Raw genomic sequence first — 15188 nt, 5'->3', positions numbered from 1 at the left:
GTGGAAACTATGGTGCTGAATCCATCTTGTCACGCGGGGCGATCTTGTCACGCGGGGCGGCGGCGCGCGAAAGCCGGTCATTGATCGCCTCGCCCAGCCCGTCGAACGGGATCGGCTCGACGGCGATGGTTTTGGCGCCACTGCCATCGAGATCCTGCAGATGGGCGAAGAGATTGCTTGCCGCCTCGCGCAGGTCGCCGGTCTCCGACAAGTTGCGCAGGGCGGCTGCATCGCGCCAGCCTTCGGCACGGCGGCGGCCGAAGGCCAGCAAGGCTTCGCCCGGTGCGACCTCCGCAGCATTGAGCCGCACTGCCGCACCTGGGGCATAGTGCGAGGCGAGCATGCCGGGCGCCTCGATGCCCGAAGCGCCGCGCAGCAACTTTGTCCCGGCCACCGCTTCGATCTCTTCGGCGGCAATGCCGCCCGGCCGCAGCAGCCGCAGCTTTCCAGCTTCGACCTTGACAATGGTCGATTCCAGCCCGACCGGCGTCGCGCCGCCATCGACCACAAGCTTGATCCGGGGACCGAGATCGGCGGCCACGGCCTCGGCCGTCGTGGCGCTGATCCTGCCCGAGGAATTGGCGCTTGGCGCCGCCAGCGCGCGGCCGAACCTGGCGATCAGCTCGCCGCCAAAGCCTTTCGGCATGCGCAGCGCGATCGTTTCCAGACCGGCGGTGACCAGCGGATGAATGCCGTTGCCGGGCCGTTGCGGCAGCACCAGCGTCAGCGGCCCCGGCCAGAATGCCTGCGCCAATCTTTCCGACAGCGGATCGAACATCGCGATGCGCTCGGCCATCGCCGGGTCGGCTATATGGGCGATCAGCGGGTTGAAGCGAGGGCGGCCCTTGGCTTCGAAGATACGAGCCACGGCAACGCCATTGGTCGCGTCGCCGGCCAGCCCATAGACGGTCTCGGTCGGGATGGCGACGACATCGCCGCTCTCGAGCAGCGCCAACGCCCTTTCCATCGCCTCGCCGACGGCACGAATTTCAGCCACTGTCGTCACCTCACGGATGCGGGTGCCTAATACGCTGACGCCGACGGAGCAAGTCCGGGCGTAGGCGAATCGCAAATCACTAAAATGCTCTGTTTCCCCGCAAGCCGGCATCAACTGCCCTCGGCTACGGTGCCGTCTTGTTGGGCAAGGGGAATTATCATGCTTTCGATGCGTATCCTTGGAGCGCTTGGTCTGGCGTTTATGGCCGGCACGGCACAGGCCTCGTCGCTCGTTTTTCTCGGGCAAACGACGGCGACGCCTTCGGTTGTAAGTGCCGGCGCGCTCGAACGGGCGAAAACACCGTCGATCGACGCGCTCGGCGAGAAGCTGCCTGACGTCAATGAAAACGTCACCGATGAAAAGGTCGCGGCAATCCCGAGCCAGCCGAGTCATGGCTTCGACGGAAGTCCGATGATCATTCGCGGCGGTATCGTCGGCGATGCCTTTGCAACGCCCGCGCCCAAAGCCGCGCCGGCCAATTCTGCCGCGCCCGCCGCGGACAGCAAAGCCGACCCAAAGGTCGCCAGCAAAACCCCTGAGGCAGCTGCGCAGCAGCCTGCGCCGCTAGCAGCTCCCGACCAGCCGAAATAGCGCCACAAGCGATGATTTTTTCCCAGACGTCAGCCGGCTATCTTGGAGAAATCGGCGACCCGGTCGGTCGCCGCGCGGATGCGGGCGAGCAATGCCAGGCGATTGGCGCGCACCGCCTGGTCCTCATCGTTTACGAGGACTTTCTCAAAGAATGAATCAACCGGCTCGCGCAACACGCTAAGCGCCAGCATGGCGGCGGAAAAGTCTTCGTTTTGAATTGCTTCGCCGGCTTGCCTCTCGGCCTGATTCACCGCCGCGAACAAGGTTTTTTCGGCGTCCTCCCGGAACAGAGCCGGCTCAACGCTGCTTGCAATCGCCGTCGCCTTCTTCTCCTCGGCAGCCACGATGTTGGCCGCGCGCTTGGTGCCGGCAAGCAGGTTCCTGCCGTCCTCGCTGTCGAGGAAGGAGCCAAGCGCTTCGACGCGGCGGACGATTTGAAGGAGATCGTCGTTGGACGATTGGCCGATCTCCCCCCTTGAGGGGGAGATGCCCGGCAGGGCAGAGGGGGGCGCGACAGAATGAGACGCCGGCGGGACAGCGCCCCCCGCTGTCGCCTTCGGCGACATCTCCCCCTCTAGGGGGGAGATTGGGCGCGAGCCCGCCGCCAGTACGGCGTCGATGAGATCATGCCGCGCGCCCTGATCGCGGAGATAGACTTTTAGGCGATCGTGGAAGAAGGCGAGGAGGTCGCGGGCGCGATCAATCTCCCAATCCTGAGGCGGTACATCGGCGTCGCTAAACATCAGTTGAGAGGCGCGTTCGGATAGGCTGGTCAGTTGGCTCAACAAGCCTTTTCCGGACAGTTCTTCCATTGCTCGCATGGGTGCAAGCCGAGCCTCGGCTTTGCCGGCCTCCTTTTGAAGCAGTTGCGCCATTAGATGACGCCCTGAACGGATAAACTGCATAGCAATCTCCAATCGGACCTCATTCTCGACCAAGATTCTGATCACTCCCAGTGCTGCACGACGCAGCGCAAACGGGTCCTTCGATCCGGTGGGCTTTTCATCAATGGCCCAAAACCCGACCAGCGTATCAAGCTTGTCAGCAAGCGCCACGGCCACCGACACCGGATCGGTCGGCACGCGATCGGACGGGCCCTGCGGCTTGTAGTGCTCCTCGATGGCGGCGGCGACTGATGGATGCTCGCCCTGCAGCAGCGCGTATTTGCGGCCCATGGCGCCTTGCAGTTCCGGGAACTCGCCGACCACCTCGGTGGTGAGGTCGGCCTTGGCGAGCACGGCGGCGCGGCGCGCGAGCGCGATAATCTCCCCCCTCCTCGAGGGGGAGATGTCGCCGAAGGCGACAGAGGGGGTCGGCACGTCCTGATGCGGCTTCCTATTTTGGACAGAGGACGCCGGCGCTTCACGCGAAGCGACCCCCTCTGGCCTGCCGGCCATCTCCCCCTCAAGGGGGGAGATTGCGCGCGCCACGATTGGTGCTAGTTCTTCGGCCAACCTGGCAATCCGCTCCACCCGCTCGCCTTGCGTGCCGAGCTTGGCATGAAACGTTACATTGAGGTGGTCGAGGCGGGCCATGCGCTGGTCGAGTGGCTTGTTGAGGTCGAGTCCGAACTTTTGCGCCGATGCCTGCAGCTGGTCGAGATCCGGCAGGTCGCCCTGGTCGGTCTTCCAGAAATAGAGCGCGTCGGACAGGCGCGCGCGCACCACCTTGCCGTTGCCATGGGCGATCTCCTTGCCGCCATCCTTGGCCTCGATATTGGCGGTCAGGATGAAGCGGTTGGAGAGCGGCGATTGGCTGATCTCCCCCCTTGAGGGGGAGATGGCCGGTAGGCCAGAGGGGGTCGGCACGACCTGACGCGACTCCCTATCGCGGACAGGGGATGCCGCCGATCCACGCGAGGCGACCCCCTCTGTCGCCTTCGGCGACCTATCCCCCTCGAGGGGGGAGATTTGGCGCGTCGTCACGAAACACTTCTGGTTGGCGCGGATGGTGAGCCGGATCACCTCGGCCGGAATGGCCAGAAAATCCTGCTCGAATTCGCCCATCAGCACGACGGGCCATTCGACCAGGCCCGACACTTCCTCCAGCAGCCCCTCGTCCTCGACGAGGTCGAGCCCGCTGGCGAAGGCGAGGTTCCTGGCATCGGCAAGAATGATCTCCTTGCGTCTGTCGGCATCGAGCACGACCTTGGCCGCCTCAAGCTTGGCGACATAATCGTCAAAGCGGCGCACCGTGATGGTGCCCGGCGCATGAAAACGGTGACCGTAAGTGACGTTGCCGGAGCGGATGCCGTCGATCTCGAAATCGACGACCACCGGCTCCTCGGTTTCGGGGCCGAAGGTGCACAGGATCGATTGCAGCGGCCGCACCCAGCGCAGCGAGCCGGGCTTGGCCGAAGCCGGCCCCCAGCGCATCGATTTCGGCCAGGGGAAATTGCGGATGATGCCCGGCACCAGCTCGGCGATGATCTGCTCCGCCGGCCTGCCCGGCCTGGAAATATGGGCGACGTAGAAGTCGCCCTTCTTCGGATCGGAATGAACATGCGCCTCGGCAATCGAGGCAAGGCCGGCCTTGCGCAGAAAACCTTGCACCGCCTGCTCGGGGGCCTTGGTCGAGGGCCCCTTGATCTCCTCGCTGATGTCCTTCGAGCGGGCGGTCAGGCCGCGGATGTCGAGCGCCAACCGGCGCGGCGTCCAATATTCGCGCGCCGCCTCATAGGTCAGCCCGGCTTCGACCAGACCGTCGGTCAACAGCTTTCGGAGGTCGCCGGCCGCCTTGCGCTGCATGCGAGCGGGGATTTCCTCGGAACGAAGTTCTAGAAGCAGGTCAGGCATTGAAAGAGCTCACGCGACAAGAAACAGCCGCCGCTTCGCGGCGTCCTCCCCCATCGAGGCGAAGGTAAGCGGGGCATAGCAACTCGGTCGGCTGCTGTCACCCTTCCCAGCAAGATCGGGCCTGCGCGATCGGAACATCTAACGGCGAATTCCGAAAAAATTCAGCCGCCTGTCGGACACACGCCGGTCCGCCCGTCCTTGGATCAAAGATTTCCATGAACCGAACGCAGCGCTGAAGCGACCAACGCTCAGGCAGAGAGCTATTGGCTGAACGAGCATGAAAACGGCATCGACATTCCTGAAGATCCTCGCGCTCAGCGCCTGTTTTACAGCGCAGGTGCACGGCACGTTCTCGATGCCCGGCGTCAGGCAAGCGCTGCGGACAATAGCCGGTGCAAGCGGCCAAGGCACGTTGCCAATCAGTGCCCCTGCCGAAACCGCCTGGAGCTAAGCGGCCATTCCGCCCGCCTGCGTCAGCAGAAACGCCTCGCCGCAGGCCTTGGCCAGATTGCGCACCCGCAAAATATAACTCTGGCGCTCGGTGACCGAAATGACGCCGCGTGCGTCGAGCAGATTGAAGACGTGGCTGGCCTTGATGCACTGGTCGTAGGCTGGGAAGACCATGCGGTGATATCCCTCCCCCTTGAGCGGAAGGTGGCCAGACAAGGTCTGGCCGGGAGGGGTCGCTCGTGCAGTGCTCGACGCCTGGCCTGCGGTGCCTTCCGAGGCGACCCCCTCTGCCCGCTTCGCGGGCATCTCCCCCTCGAGGGGGGAGATAGGCGCGCCGGCTTGTAGCAGCGCCTTGCACTCGGCTTCGGCGTCTTCGAAATGGCGCAGCAACATCGCGGTGTTGGCGAATTCGAAATTATGGCGCGAATATTCCTGCTCGGCCTGCAGAAAGACGTCACCATAGGTCACCTTGTCGGCGCCTTCGCGGCCGTTGAAGTTGAGGTCGTAGACATTGTCGACGCCCTGCACATACATGGCCAGCCGTTCCAGCCCATAAGTGAGCTCACCCGCCACCGGTGCGCATTCGATGCCGCAGACCTGCTGGAAATAGGTGAACTGCGAGACCTCCATGCCGTCGCACCAGCACTCCCAGCCCAGCCCCCAGGCGCCCAGCGTCGGGCTTTCCCAGTCGTCCTCGACGAAGCGGATGTCATGCAGCAGCGGATCGATTCCGATCGCGGCCAGCGAGCCGAGATAAAGCTCCTGCAGATTGGGCGGATTGGGCTTCAGGATCACCTGGTATTGGTAATAGTGCTGCAGCCGGTTCGGGTTCTCGCCATAGCGGCCGTCCTTGGGGCGGCGCGAGGGCTGGACATAGGCCGCGTTCCAGCGTTTTGGGCCGAGCGCGCGCAATGTCGTTGCCGGATGGAAGGTGCCGGCGCCGACTTCCATGTCGTAAGGCTGGAGGACGACGCAGCCATAGTCCGCCCAATGATTATGCAAGGTCAGGATCAGCCCTTGGAACGAGCGGCTGGGGTGCATGTGGGCAGGAATGGTCACGGCGGCCTCGGCGGGAAAGGCGGGATGCCGGCACGTCCTAGATGCCTGGCCAGCAAGCGTCAAGGCAGAGGGGTCAGGCCTTTGAAGGTGTTCCCTTCTCCCCTTGTGGGAGAAGGTGGCCGAGCGAAGCTCGGTCGGATGAGGGGTGTTCCAGCTTGGCACCGACGGCAATCCGTCCAACACCCCTCAACCGTCTCGGCGCTGCGCGCCGATCCACCTTCTCCCACAAGGGGAGAAGGAAAGAAGGGGTCACCCCTTCGGCGCGGGCGCCGGCACGGGCTTTACGTTCGGGGTTTCCTGCGCTGTGTTGGATTCGATCGGCGGCAGGCCTTTCATCAGCTTTTGCTGCAAGGCGGCAAGCACGTCCGGGTCCGGCTTCAGGTCGCGGGCCTGGTTCCACTGGAAGGTGGCTTCCAGCTTGCGGCCGACGCGCCAGTAGACGTCGCCGAGGTGATCGTTGAGCACCGGATCCTCCGGCTTCAACGAAACGGCGCGTTCCATTTCGCGCACCGCATCGTCGAACTGGCCAAGGCGGTAATAGGCCCAGCCCAGCGAATCAACGATGTAGCCGTCGCTCGGCCTCAGGTCGACGGCCTTCTGGATCATCGCGAGGCCTTCCTTGAGGTTCATGTTCTTGTCGACCCAGGAATAGCCGAGATAGTTCAGAACCTGCGGCTGGTCGGGGTAGAGCTCCAGCGCCTTGCGGAAATTCGGCTCGGCCTTCGGCCATTCCTTCAGTCGCTCATAGGCGATGCCGCGCTGGTAGAAAATGTTCCAGTTGGCGGCGGTCGGCGTCTTCAGCACCTCGACTGCCTTGTCGTAAAGATTGGCGGCGGAGCGGAAATCCTCCTTCGAGGAATAGACGCCGCCGAGCGCCAGATAGGCGCGCATGTCGTCTGGATGCGCATCGACGATGGCCTTGAGGTGAGCGATCGCCTCGTCGTTGCGGTCGAGATCGGCAAGGTTGAGGCCAAGCTGCAGGTCCGAAAGCTCCTTCAGCGGCGAGCCAGCGGGAATGCGGCGATAGAGCGCGATGGCGCCCTCGCCGTCCTTCAACTGCTCGGCAACGGCGGCGAGCTGAACGAGCGCCGCGTCGTTGTCGGGCCGCAGCGCCAGCGCATATTGCAGATAAAGCCGCACGAACGGCTCGCCACCGCCGCGGTTGAGCGCGGTGGCGAGATCGAGCAGGATTTCCGAGGCGCCGTCCGACGGACCGGCAACGAAGGGCTCGATCTTTTCGCCCTTGTTGATCTTGTCGCGAAGGGCCGCAATCTCGACCTTGCCGGGGGCGAACGCCTCGGCCTTGTCGAGCACCGACAGCGCCTTGGCCTTGTCGCCTTTGCGGGCGAGGAAAGAGGCGTAGGCCTGCGCGTTGCGCATCCATGTTTCGGGGGCCGCACCGCCTGCCGCCGTGTCCTGCACGGTGGCGGTGTAGAGCGCATCCGCCCTGTCGGGCAGGCCGGAGGCGTCGGCAATCAAGGCGCGGTGGAAGGACTTGAACAGGCTGAACCAGTCGGGGCCCTGCAGCTTGTCGATGGAAGCCATGGCCTCGCCGGCGTCACCCGCACCTTGCTTGGCCCAGCCGGTCATGACGCCGGAGATCAGCCGGTCGAGATCGGATTCGAGCGACAGCTTGAGCCAGTATTCGGCCTTGGAGAAATCCTTCTTGTGGAAGGAATCGATGGCCAGCGCCAGGCGCGAGAAGCGCTCGACGTCGGGAACCGCCTTGAGCTTGTCGGCATAGACCAGGGATTCGTCGAAGCGACCCTGCGCGATCAGCGACAGCATCAGGCTCTGCTGCAGTCCCGTATCGTTCGGATCGAACGCAAGCGCCTGCTTGTAATAGGAAATGGCGCTGTCGAGGTCGTTGTCGCCGTCGGCGATCCTGGCGGCAAGATAGGCCCCCGAGAAGGATGTGATCCTGACCGGCTCGGCGGTCTGTTTGGCATGCGCCGGCAAAGCCGAGATCGCCATGCCCGTCGCGATTGCCAGCCCCGTCAGCCAGCGCGCATATCCTTGCCGCATCATATCCCTTTCAGCCAAACGCCATCTCCGCGTCAGCGGGATCGCCGTAGACTCGATCTTTACAGATAAAGCATGGCCTTTTTGGGGTCGTGCTTCAACCCGGCCCGAATTCACAATCGGGTCAAGCAATTAATAAACCATGCCGAAAGAGGTCGCGCGACTGCATTGCGACAATCCGGCAATGGCAAACCGGCGTCACGGCCCGGAACTCAGGACGTTTGCCAAAGGCTTGGATCGAGCGCCTGCATGGCGATGGTGACAAGATCGTGCAGCCGCTTTTTCGGCACGCCGTCGCGTGCCTGGACCGAAAGGCCGTGCATCAGCGTGGCGTAATAGTCACCCAGCGTCTCGGCATCGGTATCCGGCTTCAATTCGCCATCGCGCACGGCCTTTTTCAATCGCTCGACGATCGACGCGGTACGCGCCAGCCGATGCTCCGCCAGCCATTGCAGCACGGCGTCATTTTCCACGGCGCAATTGGTCGCGGCCGTCACCACCATGCAGCCCTGCGGCCGCCCCGGCCTCGTATAAATTTCTACGGCTTCGCGAAGCATGCGCTCGATGACGCGCCGGACATTTGGTTCTTCCTCCAGCGCGCGCGTGGCGAAGCCGCCCTCATTGGCCTCGTAAAGCGCCACCGCTTCGCGAAACAGATCCTCCTTCGAGCCGAAGGCGGCATAGATGCGCGCCGATGCGAGGCCAAGCGCCGATACGAGATCGGCCATCGAAGTGCCCTCGTAGCCGCGCCTCCAGAAAGCGTCGCGGGCTTTCTCCAGCGCCTGGTCGCGGTCGAATTGCCTTGGCCTGCCTGCCATGGCGGTCTCCAATTTTTGTCGATCAACAAATAATCCGCTTGACTTGGGATTGCAAATCTCAGTTCTTTGTCGATCATTAAATAATTGTCGACAAGGAGTCCGACATGAGTTCACTCGATCAAGGCGCGCCGCTCGGGGCGATAACGCAAGGAGCAAGCACGGCGAAACATGGCGCAACGCTGGCGCTGCTCGCCTTCGCGCAGCTCATCATCTCGCTCGACCTCAACATCGTCTTCGTGGCGCTGCCGGAGATCGGCGCCGGCCTCGGATTTTCAGGCCAGACCCTGCAGTGGGTGGTCAGCGCCTACACCGTGTTCACCGGCGGCTTCCTGCTGTTCGGCGGCCGGGCCGCCGACCTGATCGGCCAGCGCCGCGTCTTCATCTTCGCGCTCTGGCTCTACGCGCTCTCATCTCTGGTCGGCGGCCTCGCCTGGTCGCCGGAAATCATCATCGCGGCCCGCGCCGTGCAAGGCATCGGCGCCGCGTTCCTGTTTCCTGCGACGCTGTCGCTGATCAACCGCCTGTTCGCCGAGGGACCGGAACGCAACCGGGCGGTCGCCGTCTGGGGCGGCGCGGGCGCCAGCGGCCTGACGCTCGGTTCGCTTGCCGGCGGGTTTCTGACCAGCGCCTTCGGCTGGCCGTCGGTCTTCTATGTCAACGTGCTGCTGGCCGGGATCGCCATCATCGCGGCTTTCGCCATCATCCCGCGCGATCGCAAGTGGCACGAGCAGCGCAGCTTCGATCTGCCGGGCGCTCTGACCGTCACCGCCGGCGCGACGCTGCTTGTCTTCACCCTGGTTCAGGGGCCCGAATATGGCTGGGGCTCTGGCGCAATCATCGCCAGCGCGGCACTGGCGGCATTCTTCCTGATCGCCTTCACCGTAATCGAGGCCAACAGCGCCGATCCGCTGATGCCGCTGCGCCTGTTCCACAACCGCAGCCTTGTCGCCGGCATGACGATAACCTTCCTCTGCATGGCCACTTTCGGCGCGCTGCCCTACTTCCTCACCGTGCTGCTGCAGAACGTGCACGGCTTCACTGCCTTGCAGACGGGCCTCGCCTTTCTCGTGCCGTCGGTCGCCATCGCCACCGGTACGCAAGCCGGCGAGCGTCTGGCAACGCGCTTTTCGACGCGCAGCACCCTGGTCGGCGGCATGATCGTCGGCGCGGTCGGCACAGCATTGATGGTATCAGGCGCGACTGCCGACAGCAGCTATCTGTCCCTCGTACCCGGCCTGATCGTCTCCGGCGTCGGACAAGGCATCGTCTGGACCGCAATGTGGATTGCCGCCGCTTCCGGCGTTGCCCATGACCAGCAAGGCGTCGCCTCGGGGATGGCTTCGACGACGCTCAATGTCGGCAACGCCATCGGCATGGCCGTGCTGATTGCGATTGCCAACAGCCAAATCGGCGAATTGTCCGGCAATGCGTTGAAAATTGCCGTCGCCGACGGCATCCAGGTCGCCTTCTGGCTCGCGGCGGCGGGTATCGTCGTTAGCCTGCTGGCAGCAATGGTTCTTCCGGCAAAGGCTCGATGAGAACAAGCGCGGGGCGCCGATGCCTCTCAATTCACCCGGCTGATGCAGAAATCGATGACGTCGATCAGCGCCGATTTCTGCGGCGTCGCCTCGAGCGGCGCCAGCGCGTCGCGGGCGATCTCGCCGAAATGGCGGGCGCGCCCGATGGTGTCGGCAATTGCGCCGTGGCGGAGCATCAGGCCGATGGCCTTCTCCAGCCCGGCATCGTCGGCGGCATTGTCCTCGATGGCGCGTTTCCAGAAGCTGCGCTCGGCCTTGGTGCCGCGCCGATAGGCGAGGATCACCGGCAGCGTGACCTTGCCCTCGCGGAAATCGTCGCCGACATTCTTGCCGAGGTCCTTGCTGGTGCCGCCGTAATCCAGCGCGTCATCGATCAGCTGGAAGGCAAGGCCGAGATTCATGCCGTAGGAGCGGAGTGCTGCGCGATCATTGCGCGTCGCCTGAGCGATGACGGGGCCGACCTCGGCGGCGGCCGAAAACAGCGCCGCGGTCTTGGCCTTGATCACCGCGAAATGCTCATCCTCGGTGGTCTCGAGGTTTTTTGCGGCAGCGAGCTGCATCACCTCGCCTTCGGCGATGACCGAGGCCGCGCTCGACAGGATATCGAGCGCTTCAAGCGAGCCGACATCGACCATCATGCGAAAGGCTTGGCCGAGCAGGAAATCACCGACCAGAACACTGGCCTGGTTGCCCCAGATCATACGCGCCGTCTTCTTGCCGCGCCGCATGCCGCTTTCGTCGACGACGTCGTCGTGGAGAAGTGTCGCGGTATGCATGAATTCGACCGATGTGGCGAGCTTGACATGGCCGTCGCCGGAATAGCCGAACATCTGGGCCGCGGCGAGCGTCAGCATCGGCCGCAGCCGTTTGCCGCCGGACGAGATCAGATGGTTGGCAATCTCCGGGATCATCTCGACATCGGAGCCGGCCTTCGACAGGATCAATTTGTTGACGCGCCCCATGTCGGCCACGGTCAGGTCGATGAGGTCCTTTATCGAGGCGGCTTCGCGCTTCCCGTTTTCAATGTTGAGAACGACACCCACGGCAAAACTCCCAACCTCGATATGCACGACGGCAACATGGTCCCTGGACAGACTCTAGGGTGTCACCCACCGGCGCGGCAAGAGGCGAATTGGCGCGCCGGCTCTGGTACATGATCACGCCTACGTTTACATCAACGCCGCAAACTGCGAGTTTCATCCGATGATAGAGCTCATCCGCACCAACGACGCCGTCATCATTTCGTTTGTCGAATCGCTGATGCGCGATGCCGGCATCGGCTGTTTCGTCGCCGACCAGAACATGAGCGTCCTCGACGGCTCGATCGGCATCCTGCCCCGCCGTGTCATGGTGGATGCCGACAAGGCCGATGCGGCGCGGCGCATCCTGACGGATGCCGGCATCGCCAACGAGATCCGCCAAAAATAATGTCCGCGTCGCCCGCTGCCCTTGTCCCGGACATGCCGGCTCATACGGTCGACGCCTTCCATCGCGGTCGCTTCTGGCTGGTGCAGCCGAGAAAGGCGGGCCACCGCGCCGGCATGGATGCGATGATGCTGGCGGCTGCCGTGCCGTCCTCGTTCGCCGGGCGGCTTGCCGACTTTGGCGCGGGTGCCGGTGCCGCCGGCCTGGCGGTACTGTCGCGCTGCCCCGCTGCAGAGGCCGTGCTTGTCGAGCGTTCCCCGGAAATGGCGGCCTTCGCCACCACCACGCTTGCCCATCCCCGCAATGCGCATCTCAGCGACCGCGCCTCGGTGCTCGTCGCCGATGTCGCGCTGTCGGGCCGGGCGCGAACGGCCGCCGGCCTCGAGGACAACAGCTTCGATTTCGTCATCATGAACCCGCCGTTCAATGCCGCCGAGGATCGCGCGACGCCCGATCCGCTGAGAAAGGCCGCGCATGTCTCGGAGGATGGGCAGTTCGACAGCTGGATCCGCAGCGCGGCCGCGGTGGTCAGGCCGGGCGGCGGGCTGGCCGTCATCGCCAGGCCGGAACAGCTCGGCGCCATCCTCGATGCCATCGCCGGCCGCTTCGGCGATGCCGAGATGCTGGCCGTCCACCCTCGCCCCGAGGCGGCAGCGATCCGCATCGTCGTCCGGGCAATTCTCGGCGCACGCGGCAAACTGTCGATCCGGCCGCCGCTGATGCTGCATGCCTACTCAGGCAATGGCCCCTCGGAACGGGCGGAGCTGATCAATAACGGGCTGGCGTCGCTGTTCGGAGATTGATCCATTTTGATTGCCGGGGTGACGGCATTGCCGTTGGCCGGCGAATTCCTACATGCCTCAAGCATATCGACCGGAGACAGCCCCCTCGTGAAACGCCTTTTCAACCGCCTGCTGCCGAAATCCTGGCGCTCCACCGTCGTCACCATTCCGGTCATCCGGCTGCACGGCACGATCATGCCCGGCGGCGGCCAGTTCCGGCCGAGCCTGTCGCTCGCTTCCACCGCCGGCCTTCTCGAAAAGCTGTTTTCCTTCGACGCGCCGGCGGTCGCCATCTCGATCAATTCGCCAGGTGGCTCGCCGGTGCAGTCGCGGCTGATCTTCAGGCGCATCCGCGACCTGGCGAGCGAGAAGAACAAGAAAGTCCTGGTTTTCGTCGAGGACGTGGCGGCCTCGGGCGGCTACATGATCGCGGTCGCCGGCGACGAGATCTTTGCCGACCCGTCCTCCATCGTCGGCTCGATCGGCGTGGTGTCGGCCTCGTTCGGCTTTCCGGAGCTGTTGAAGAAGATCGGCGTCGAGCGCCGCGTCCACACCGCCGGCCAGAACAAGGCGGTGCTCGACCCGTTCAAGCCGGAAAAGAAGGAAGACGTCGAGCGCCTGAAGGCGCTGCAGCTCGAGGTCCACGAGACCTTCATCGATCTCGTCAAGGACAGGCGCGGCAGCAAGCTCAAGGACGATCCCGACCTGTTCACCGGACTTTTCTGGACGGCCAAAAAGGGGCTGGAGCTCGGGCTGGTCGATGCGCTCGGCGACATGCGCAGCGTGCTGAAGAGCCGTTTCGGGCCGAAAACCCAGCTCAAGCTGATCACCGCGCCGCGCGGCCTGTTCGGCCGCTTCGGCCTGTTCGGCTCGAGCTTTTCGGCGCCCGATATTGCCGCCGCCGCGGCAAGCGGCGTCATCGATGCGGCGGAAGAGCGCGCGCTGTGGGCGCGCTTCGGGCTTTGAAAAGCTGGTGAAAGCGTCTAGCATAAATCATCAACCGACCCGACCGGCCGCCTTGCCGGCCTTGCGAGGGAGGAGTTTGACATGCCGCAGATCATTTTCTTCGCCGTCGTCGGCATTGCCGCCTATTTCGGCTACCGCTCCTTCGTCAGGGAAGCCGAGCGTGTGACCGCCAAGGTGCGGCGTACCGAAAAGCAGGCCGCCAACGGCACGATGGGAACATTGGTCAAGGACCCGAAGACCGGCGAATACCGTCTGGCCAAGGATTGACCGTCGTCCCCCACGCGGCCGAGCCAGTGAACTCCGAGGCCAGCATCCGGGCGTCGCACGCGCACGCCAAGATAAATCTCGCGCTGCACGTCACCGGCCGGCGCGCCGACGGTTATCACACGATCGAAAGCCTGGCTGTGTTCACGCGCTTCGGCGACCGCATCGAGACGGAACTTGCCGACAGCGATGGGTTTTCCGTGTCCGGCAAATACGCCTCCGCGGTGCCGGTCGACGACAATAATCTGGTGGTGAGAGCGCGCGATGCACTGCGGCGCGAGGCCGGTCCCCAGCACGCACCTGCTGTCGCCATCAGGCTCGAAAAGAACCTGCCGGTCGCGTCCGGTGTCGGCGGCGGGTCGAGCGATGCGGCGGCTGTGCTGCGCGCCCTGGTCCAGACCTGGGGACTTGATGTCGGCGATGCCGAACTGGCGCGGATCGGCCTGTCACTCGGCGCCGACGTGCCGATGTGCCTCGCAGCCAAGCCGCTGATAGCCCGCGGCATCGGCGACGAGCTGACGCTCGTGCCGGGTTTCCCGGCGCTGGGTCTGGTGCTCGTCAATCCCGGCACTGCCGTCTCGACGGCCGACGTGTTCGAGGCGCTTGGCCGCCGCGACAATGCGGGGCTGCCGCCGCTGCCGCGCAACCTCGACTTCCACAGCATCCGCAACTGGCTGGAGATCACCCGCAATGATCTCGAGCCTGCGGCGCGCGCAATCCAGCCCGCGATCGGCAAGGCGCTTTCCGTGCTCAACAAGGCCGGAGCCGGTTTTGCCAGGATGTCCGGTTCAGGCGCCACCTGCTTCGGGCTGTTCGAGACCGGCAATGTGGCCAAGCGCGCGGCCGTCGATATTCGCAGCCGCCATCCCGACTGGTTTGTCGCGGCGACGCGAAGCGTGACATCGGAGGTTGATGCCCATGGCCAGGATTGACGAGAGCCGCCCCTTCGTTCCCGTGCGCATCGCGGTACTGACCGTTTCCGATACGCGCAGCCTCGCCGACGACAAATCCGGGCAGACGCTGGCCGACCGCATTGCCGAGGCTGGCCATGTCCTGGCCGCCCGCGACATCGTCACCGACGACCGCGACAAGATCCGCGACAAGGTCCTGGGTTGGTCAAGGGACGAAGCGATTGATGTCGTCATCACCACCGGCGGCACCGGCTTCACCGGCCGCGACGTGACGCCGGAAGCGCTGGAGCCGATCTTCGAAAAGCGCATGGACGGCTTTTCCGAAGTGTTCCACCGCATCTCCTACGACAAGATCGGCACTTCGACGATCCAGAGCCGGGCAACCGGCGGCGTCGTCAACGCCACCTTCGTTTTCGTGCTGCCGGGCTCGCCCGGCGCCTGCAAGGACGCCTGGGACGGCATCTTGAAGCCGCAGCTCGATTATCGGCACATGCCCTGCAACTTCGTCGAGATCATGCCGCGGCTGGACGAGCATTTGCGGCGCGGCTGAGACGAACCGAGGTATCAGCC

The 15188-nt window shown here is 64.4% G+C and carries 14 protein-coding genes and 2 pseudogenes; 9 read left to right on the top strand and 7 right to left on the bottom strand.

Annotation, left to right across the window (positions count from 1 at the left end):
• Window positions 1-7: 7 nt before the first annotated feature.
• Window positions 8-997 (bottom strand): L-threonylcarbamoyladenylate synthase, encoded by a 990-nt coding sequence (locus NKI47_RS20720; RefSeq protein ID WP_352593270.1) that lies wholly within the window; start codon window positions 995-997, stop codon window positions 8-10.
• 159 nt (window positions 998-1156) lie between these two features.
• On the opposite strand from NKI47_RS20720, the gene NKI47_RS20715 reads away from it, so the two are divergent.
• Window positions 1157-1588, top strand: coding sequence for a hypothetical protein (locus tag NKI47_RS20715; RefSeq protein WP_352593267.1), 432 nt, complete (start codon window positions 1157-1159; stop codon window positions 1586-1588).
• 29 nt (window positions 1589-1617) lie between these two features.
• Here NKI47_RS20715 and NKI47_RS20710 read toward each other — a convergent pair whose 3' ends face one another.
• Complete coding sequence (locus NKI47_RS20710) at window positions 1618-4383, bottom strand: glycine--tRNA ligase subunit beta (protein ID WP_352593264.1); 2766 nt, start codon at window positions 4381-4383, stop codon at window positions 1618-1620.
• 277 nt (window positions 4384-4660) lie between these two features.
• Here NKI47_RS20710 and NKI47_RS20705 point away from each other — a divergent pair, with 277 nt between their 5' ends.
• On the top strand, window positions 4661-4834 hold the full coding sequence (locus NKI47_RS20705; RefSeq protein ID WP_352593262.1) for a hypothetical protein: 174 nt from the start codon (window positions 4661-4663) through the stop codon (window positions 4832-4834).
• Here the strand turns inward: NKI47_RS20705 and NKI47_RS20700 are convergent.
• The 4 genes and pseudogenes from NKI47_RS20700 to NKI47_RS20685 all read right to left on the bottom strand — a co-directional run.
• Window positions 4831-5013: pseudogene (locus tag NKI47_RS20700) on the bottom strand (glycine--tRNA ligase subunit alpha); the annotation flags it as partial. The gene NKI47_RS20705 and the pseudogene NKI47_RS20700 sit on opposite strands and share 4 nt — an antisense overlap.
• A gap of 147 nt (window positions 5014-5160) precedes the next feature.
• Window positions 5161-5874 (bottom strand): annotated as a pseudogene (locus tag NKI47_RS20695) (glycine--tRNA ligase subunit alpha); the annotation flags it as partial.
• A 267-nt stretch (window positions 5875-6141) separates the two neighbouring features.
• A complete protein-coding gene (locus NKI47_RS20690) occupies window positions 6142-7917 on the bottom strand; it encodes a tetratricopeptide repeat protein (protein ID WP_031211039.1) in 1776 nt (591 codons plus the stop codon).
• Window positions 7918-8126: 209 nt separating this feature from the next.
• A complete protein-coding gene (locus NKI47_RS20685; protein WP_352593260.1) occupies window positions 8127-8732 on the bottom strand; it encodes a TetR/AcrR family transcriptional regulator in 606 nt (201 codons plus the stop codon).
• A gap of 104 nt (window positions 8733-8836) precedes the next feature.
• On the opposite strand from NKI47_RS20685, the gene NKI47_RS20680 reads away from it, so the two are divergent.
• Window positions 8837-10270: an MFS transporter gene (locus NKI47_RS20680; protein WP_352593258.1), complete on the top strand. Its 1434-nt coding sequence runs from the start codon at window positions 8837-8839 to the stop codon at window positions 10268-10270.
• 26 nt (window positions 10271-10296) lie between these two features.
• Here the strand turns inward: NKI47_RS20680 and NKI47_RS20675 are convergent, their stop codons facing one another.
• Complete coding sequence (locus NKI47_RS20675) at window positions 10297-11313, bottom strand: polyprenyl synthetase family protein (protein ID WP_352593256.1); 1017 nt, start codon at window positions 11311-11313, stop codon at window positions 10297-10299.
• 160 nt (window positions 11314-11473) lie between these two features.
• Between NKI47_RS20675 and NKI47_RS20670 the strand changes: the two genes are divergently transcribed.
• From NKI47_RS20670 to moaB, 6 genes are all read left to right on the top strand, one after another.
• The gene (locus NKI47_RS20670) at window positions 11474-11698 is read left to right on the top strand and encodes a putative signal transducing protein (RefSeq protein WP_023674082.1); all 225 of its coding nucleotides are present in this window, start codon (window positions 11474-11476) and stop codon (window positions 11696-11698) included.
• Window positions 11698-12498 carry a tRNA1(Val) (adenine(37)-N6)-methyltransferase gene (locus tag NKI47_RS20665; protein ID WP_352593253.1) on the top strand — a complete coding sequence of 267 codons (801 nt, stop codon included), beginning with the start codon at window positions 11698-11700 and terminating at the stop codon, window positions 12496-12498. The genes NKI47_RS20670 and NKI47_RS20665 overlap by 1 nt, the downstream gene beginning before the upstream one ends.
• An 87-nt stretch (window positions 12499-12585) precedes the next feature.
• The gene (locus NKI47_RS20660) at window positions 12586-13443 is read left to right on the top strand and encodes a S49 family peptidase (RefSeq protein ID WP_352456850.1); all 858 of its coding nucleotides are present in this window, start codon (window positions 12586-12588) and stop codon (window positions 13441-13443) included.
• An 81-nt stretch (window positions 13444-13524) separates the two neighbouring features.
• A complete protein-coding gene (locus NKI47_RS20655; protein ID WP_023674078.1) occupies window positions 13525-13710 on the top strand; it encodes a membrane protein in 186 nt (61 codons plus the stop codon).
• Between the two features lie 26 nt (window positions 13711-13736).
• Window positions 13737-14639: a 4-(cytidine 5'-diphospho)-2-C-methyl-D-erythritol kinase gene (locus NKI47_RS20650; protein WP_352593421.1), complete on the top strand. Its 903-nt coding sequence runs from the start codon at window positions 13737-13739 to the stop codon at window positions 14637-14639.
• Window positions 14626-15168: a molybdenum cofactor biosynthesis protein B gene (moaB, locus tag NKI47_RS20645; protein WP_352489568.1), complete on the top strand. Its 543-nt coding sequence runs from the start codon at window positions 14626-14628 to the stop codon at window positions 15166-15168. Before NKI47_RS20650 ends, moaB begins: the two co-directional genes overlap by 14 nt.
• The last annotated feature ends 20 nt before the right edge of the window (window positions 15169-15188 follow it).

It is taken from the genome of Mesorhizobium sp. M0633 (genome assembly GCF_040320645.1).
Classification (GTDB): Bacteria; Pseudomonadota; Alphaproteobacteria; order Rhizobiales; family Rhizobiaceae; genus Mesorhizobium.
Note: the sequence above shows the minus strand (reverse complement) of the source record. Positions and strands in the feature narration are given on the sequence as shown.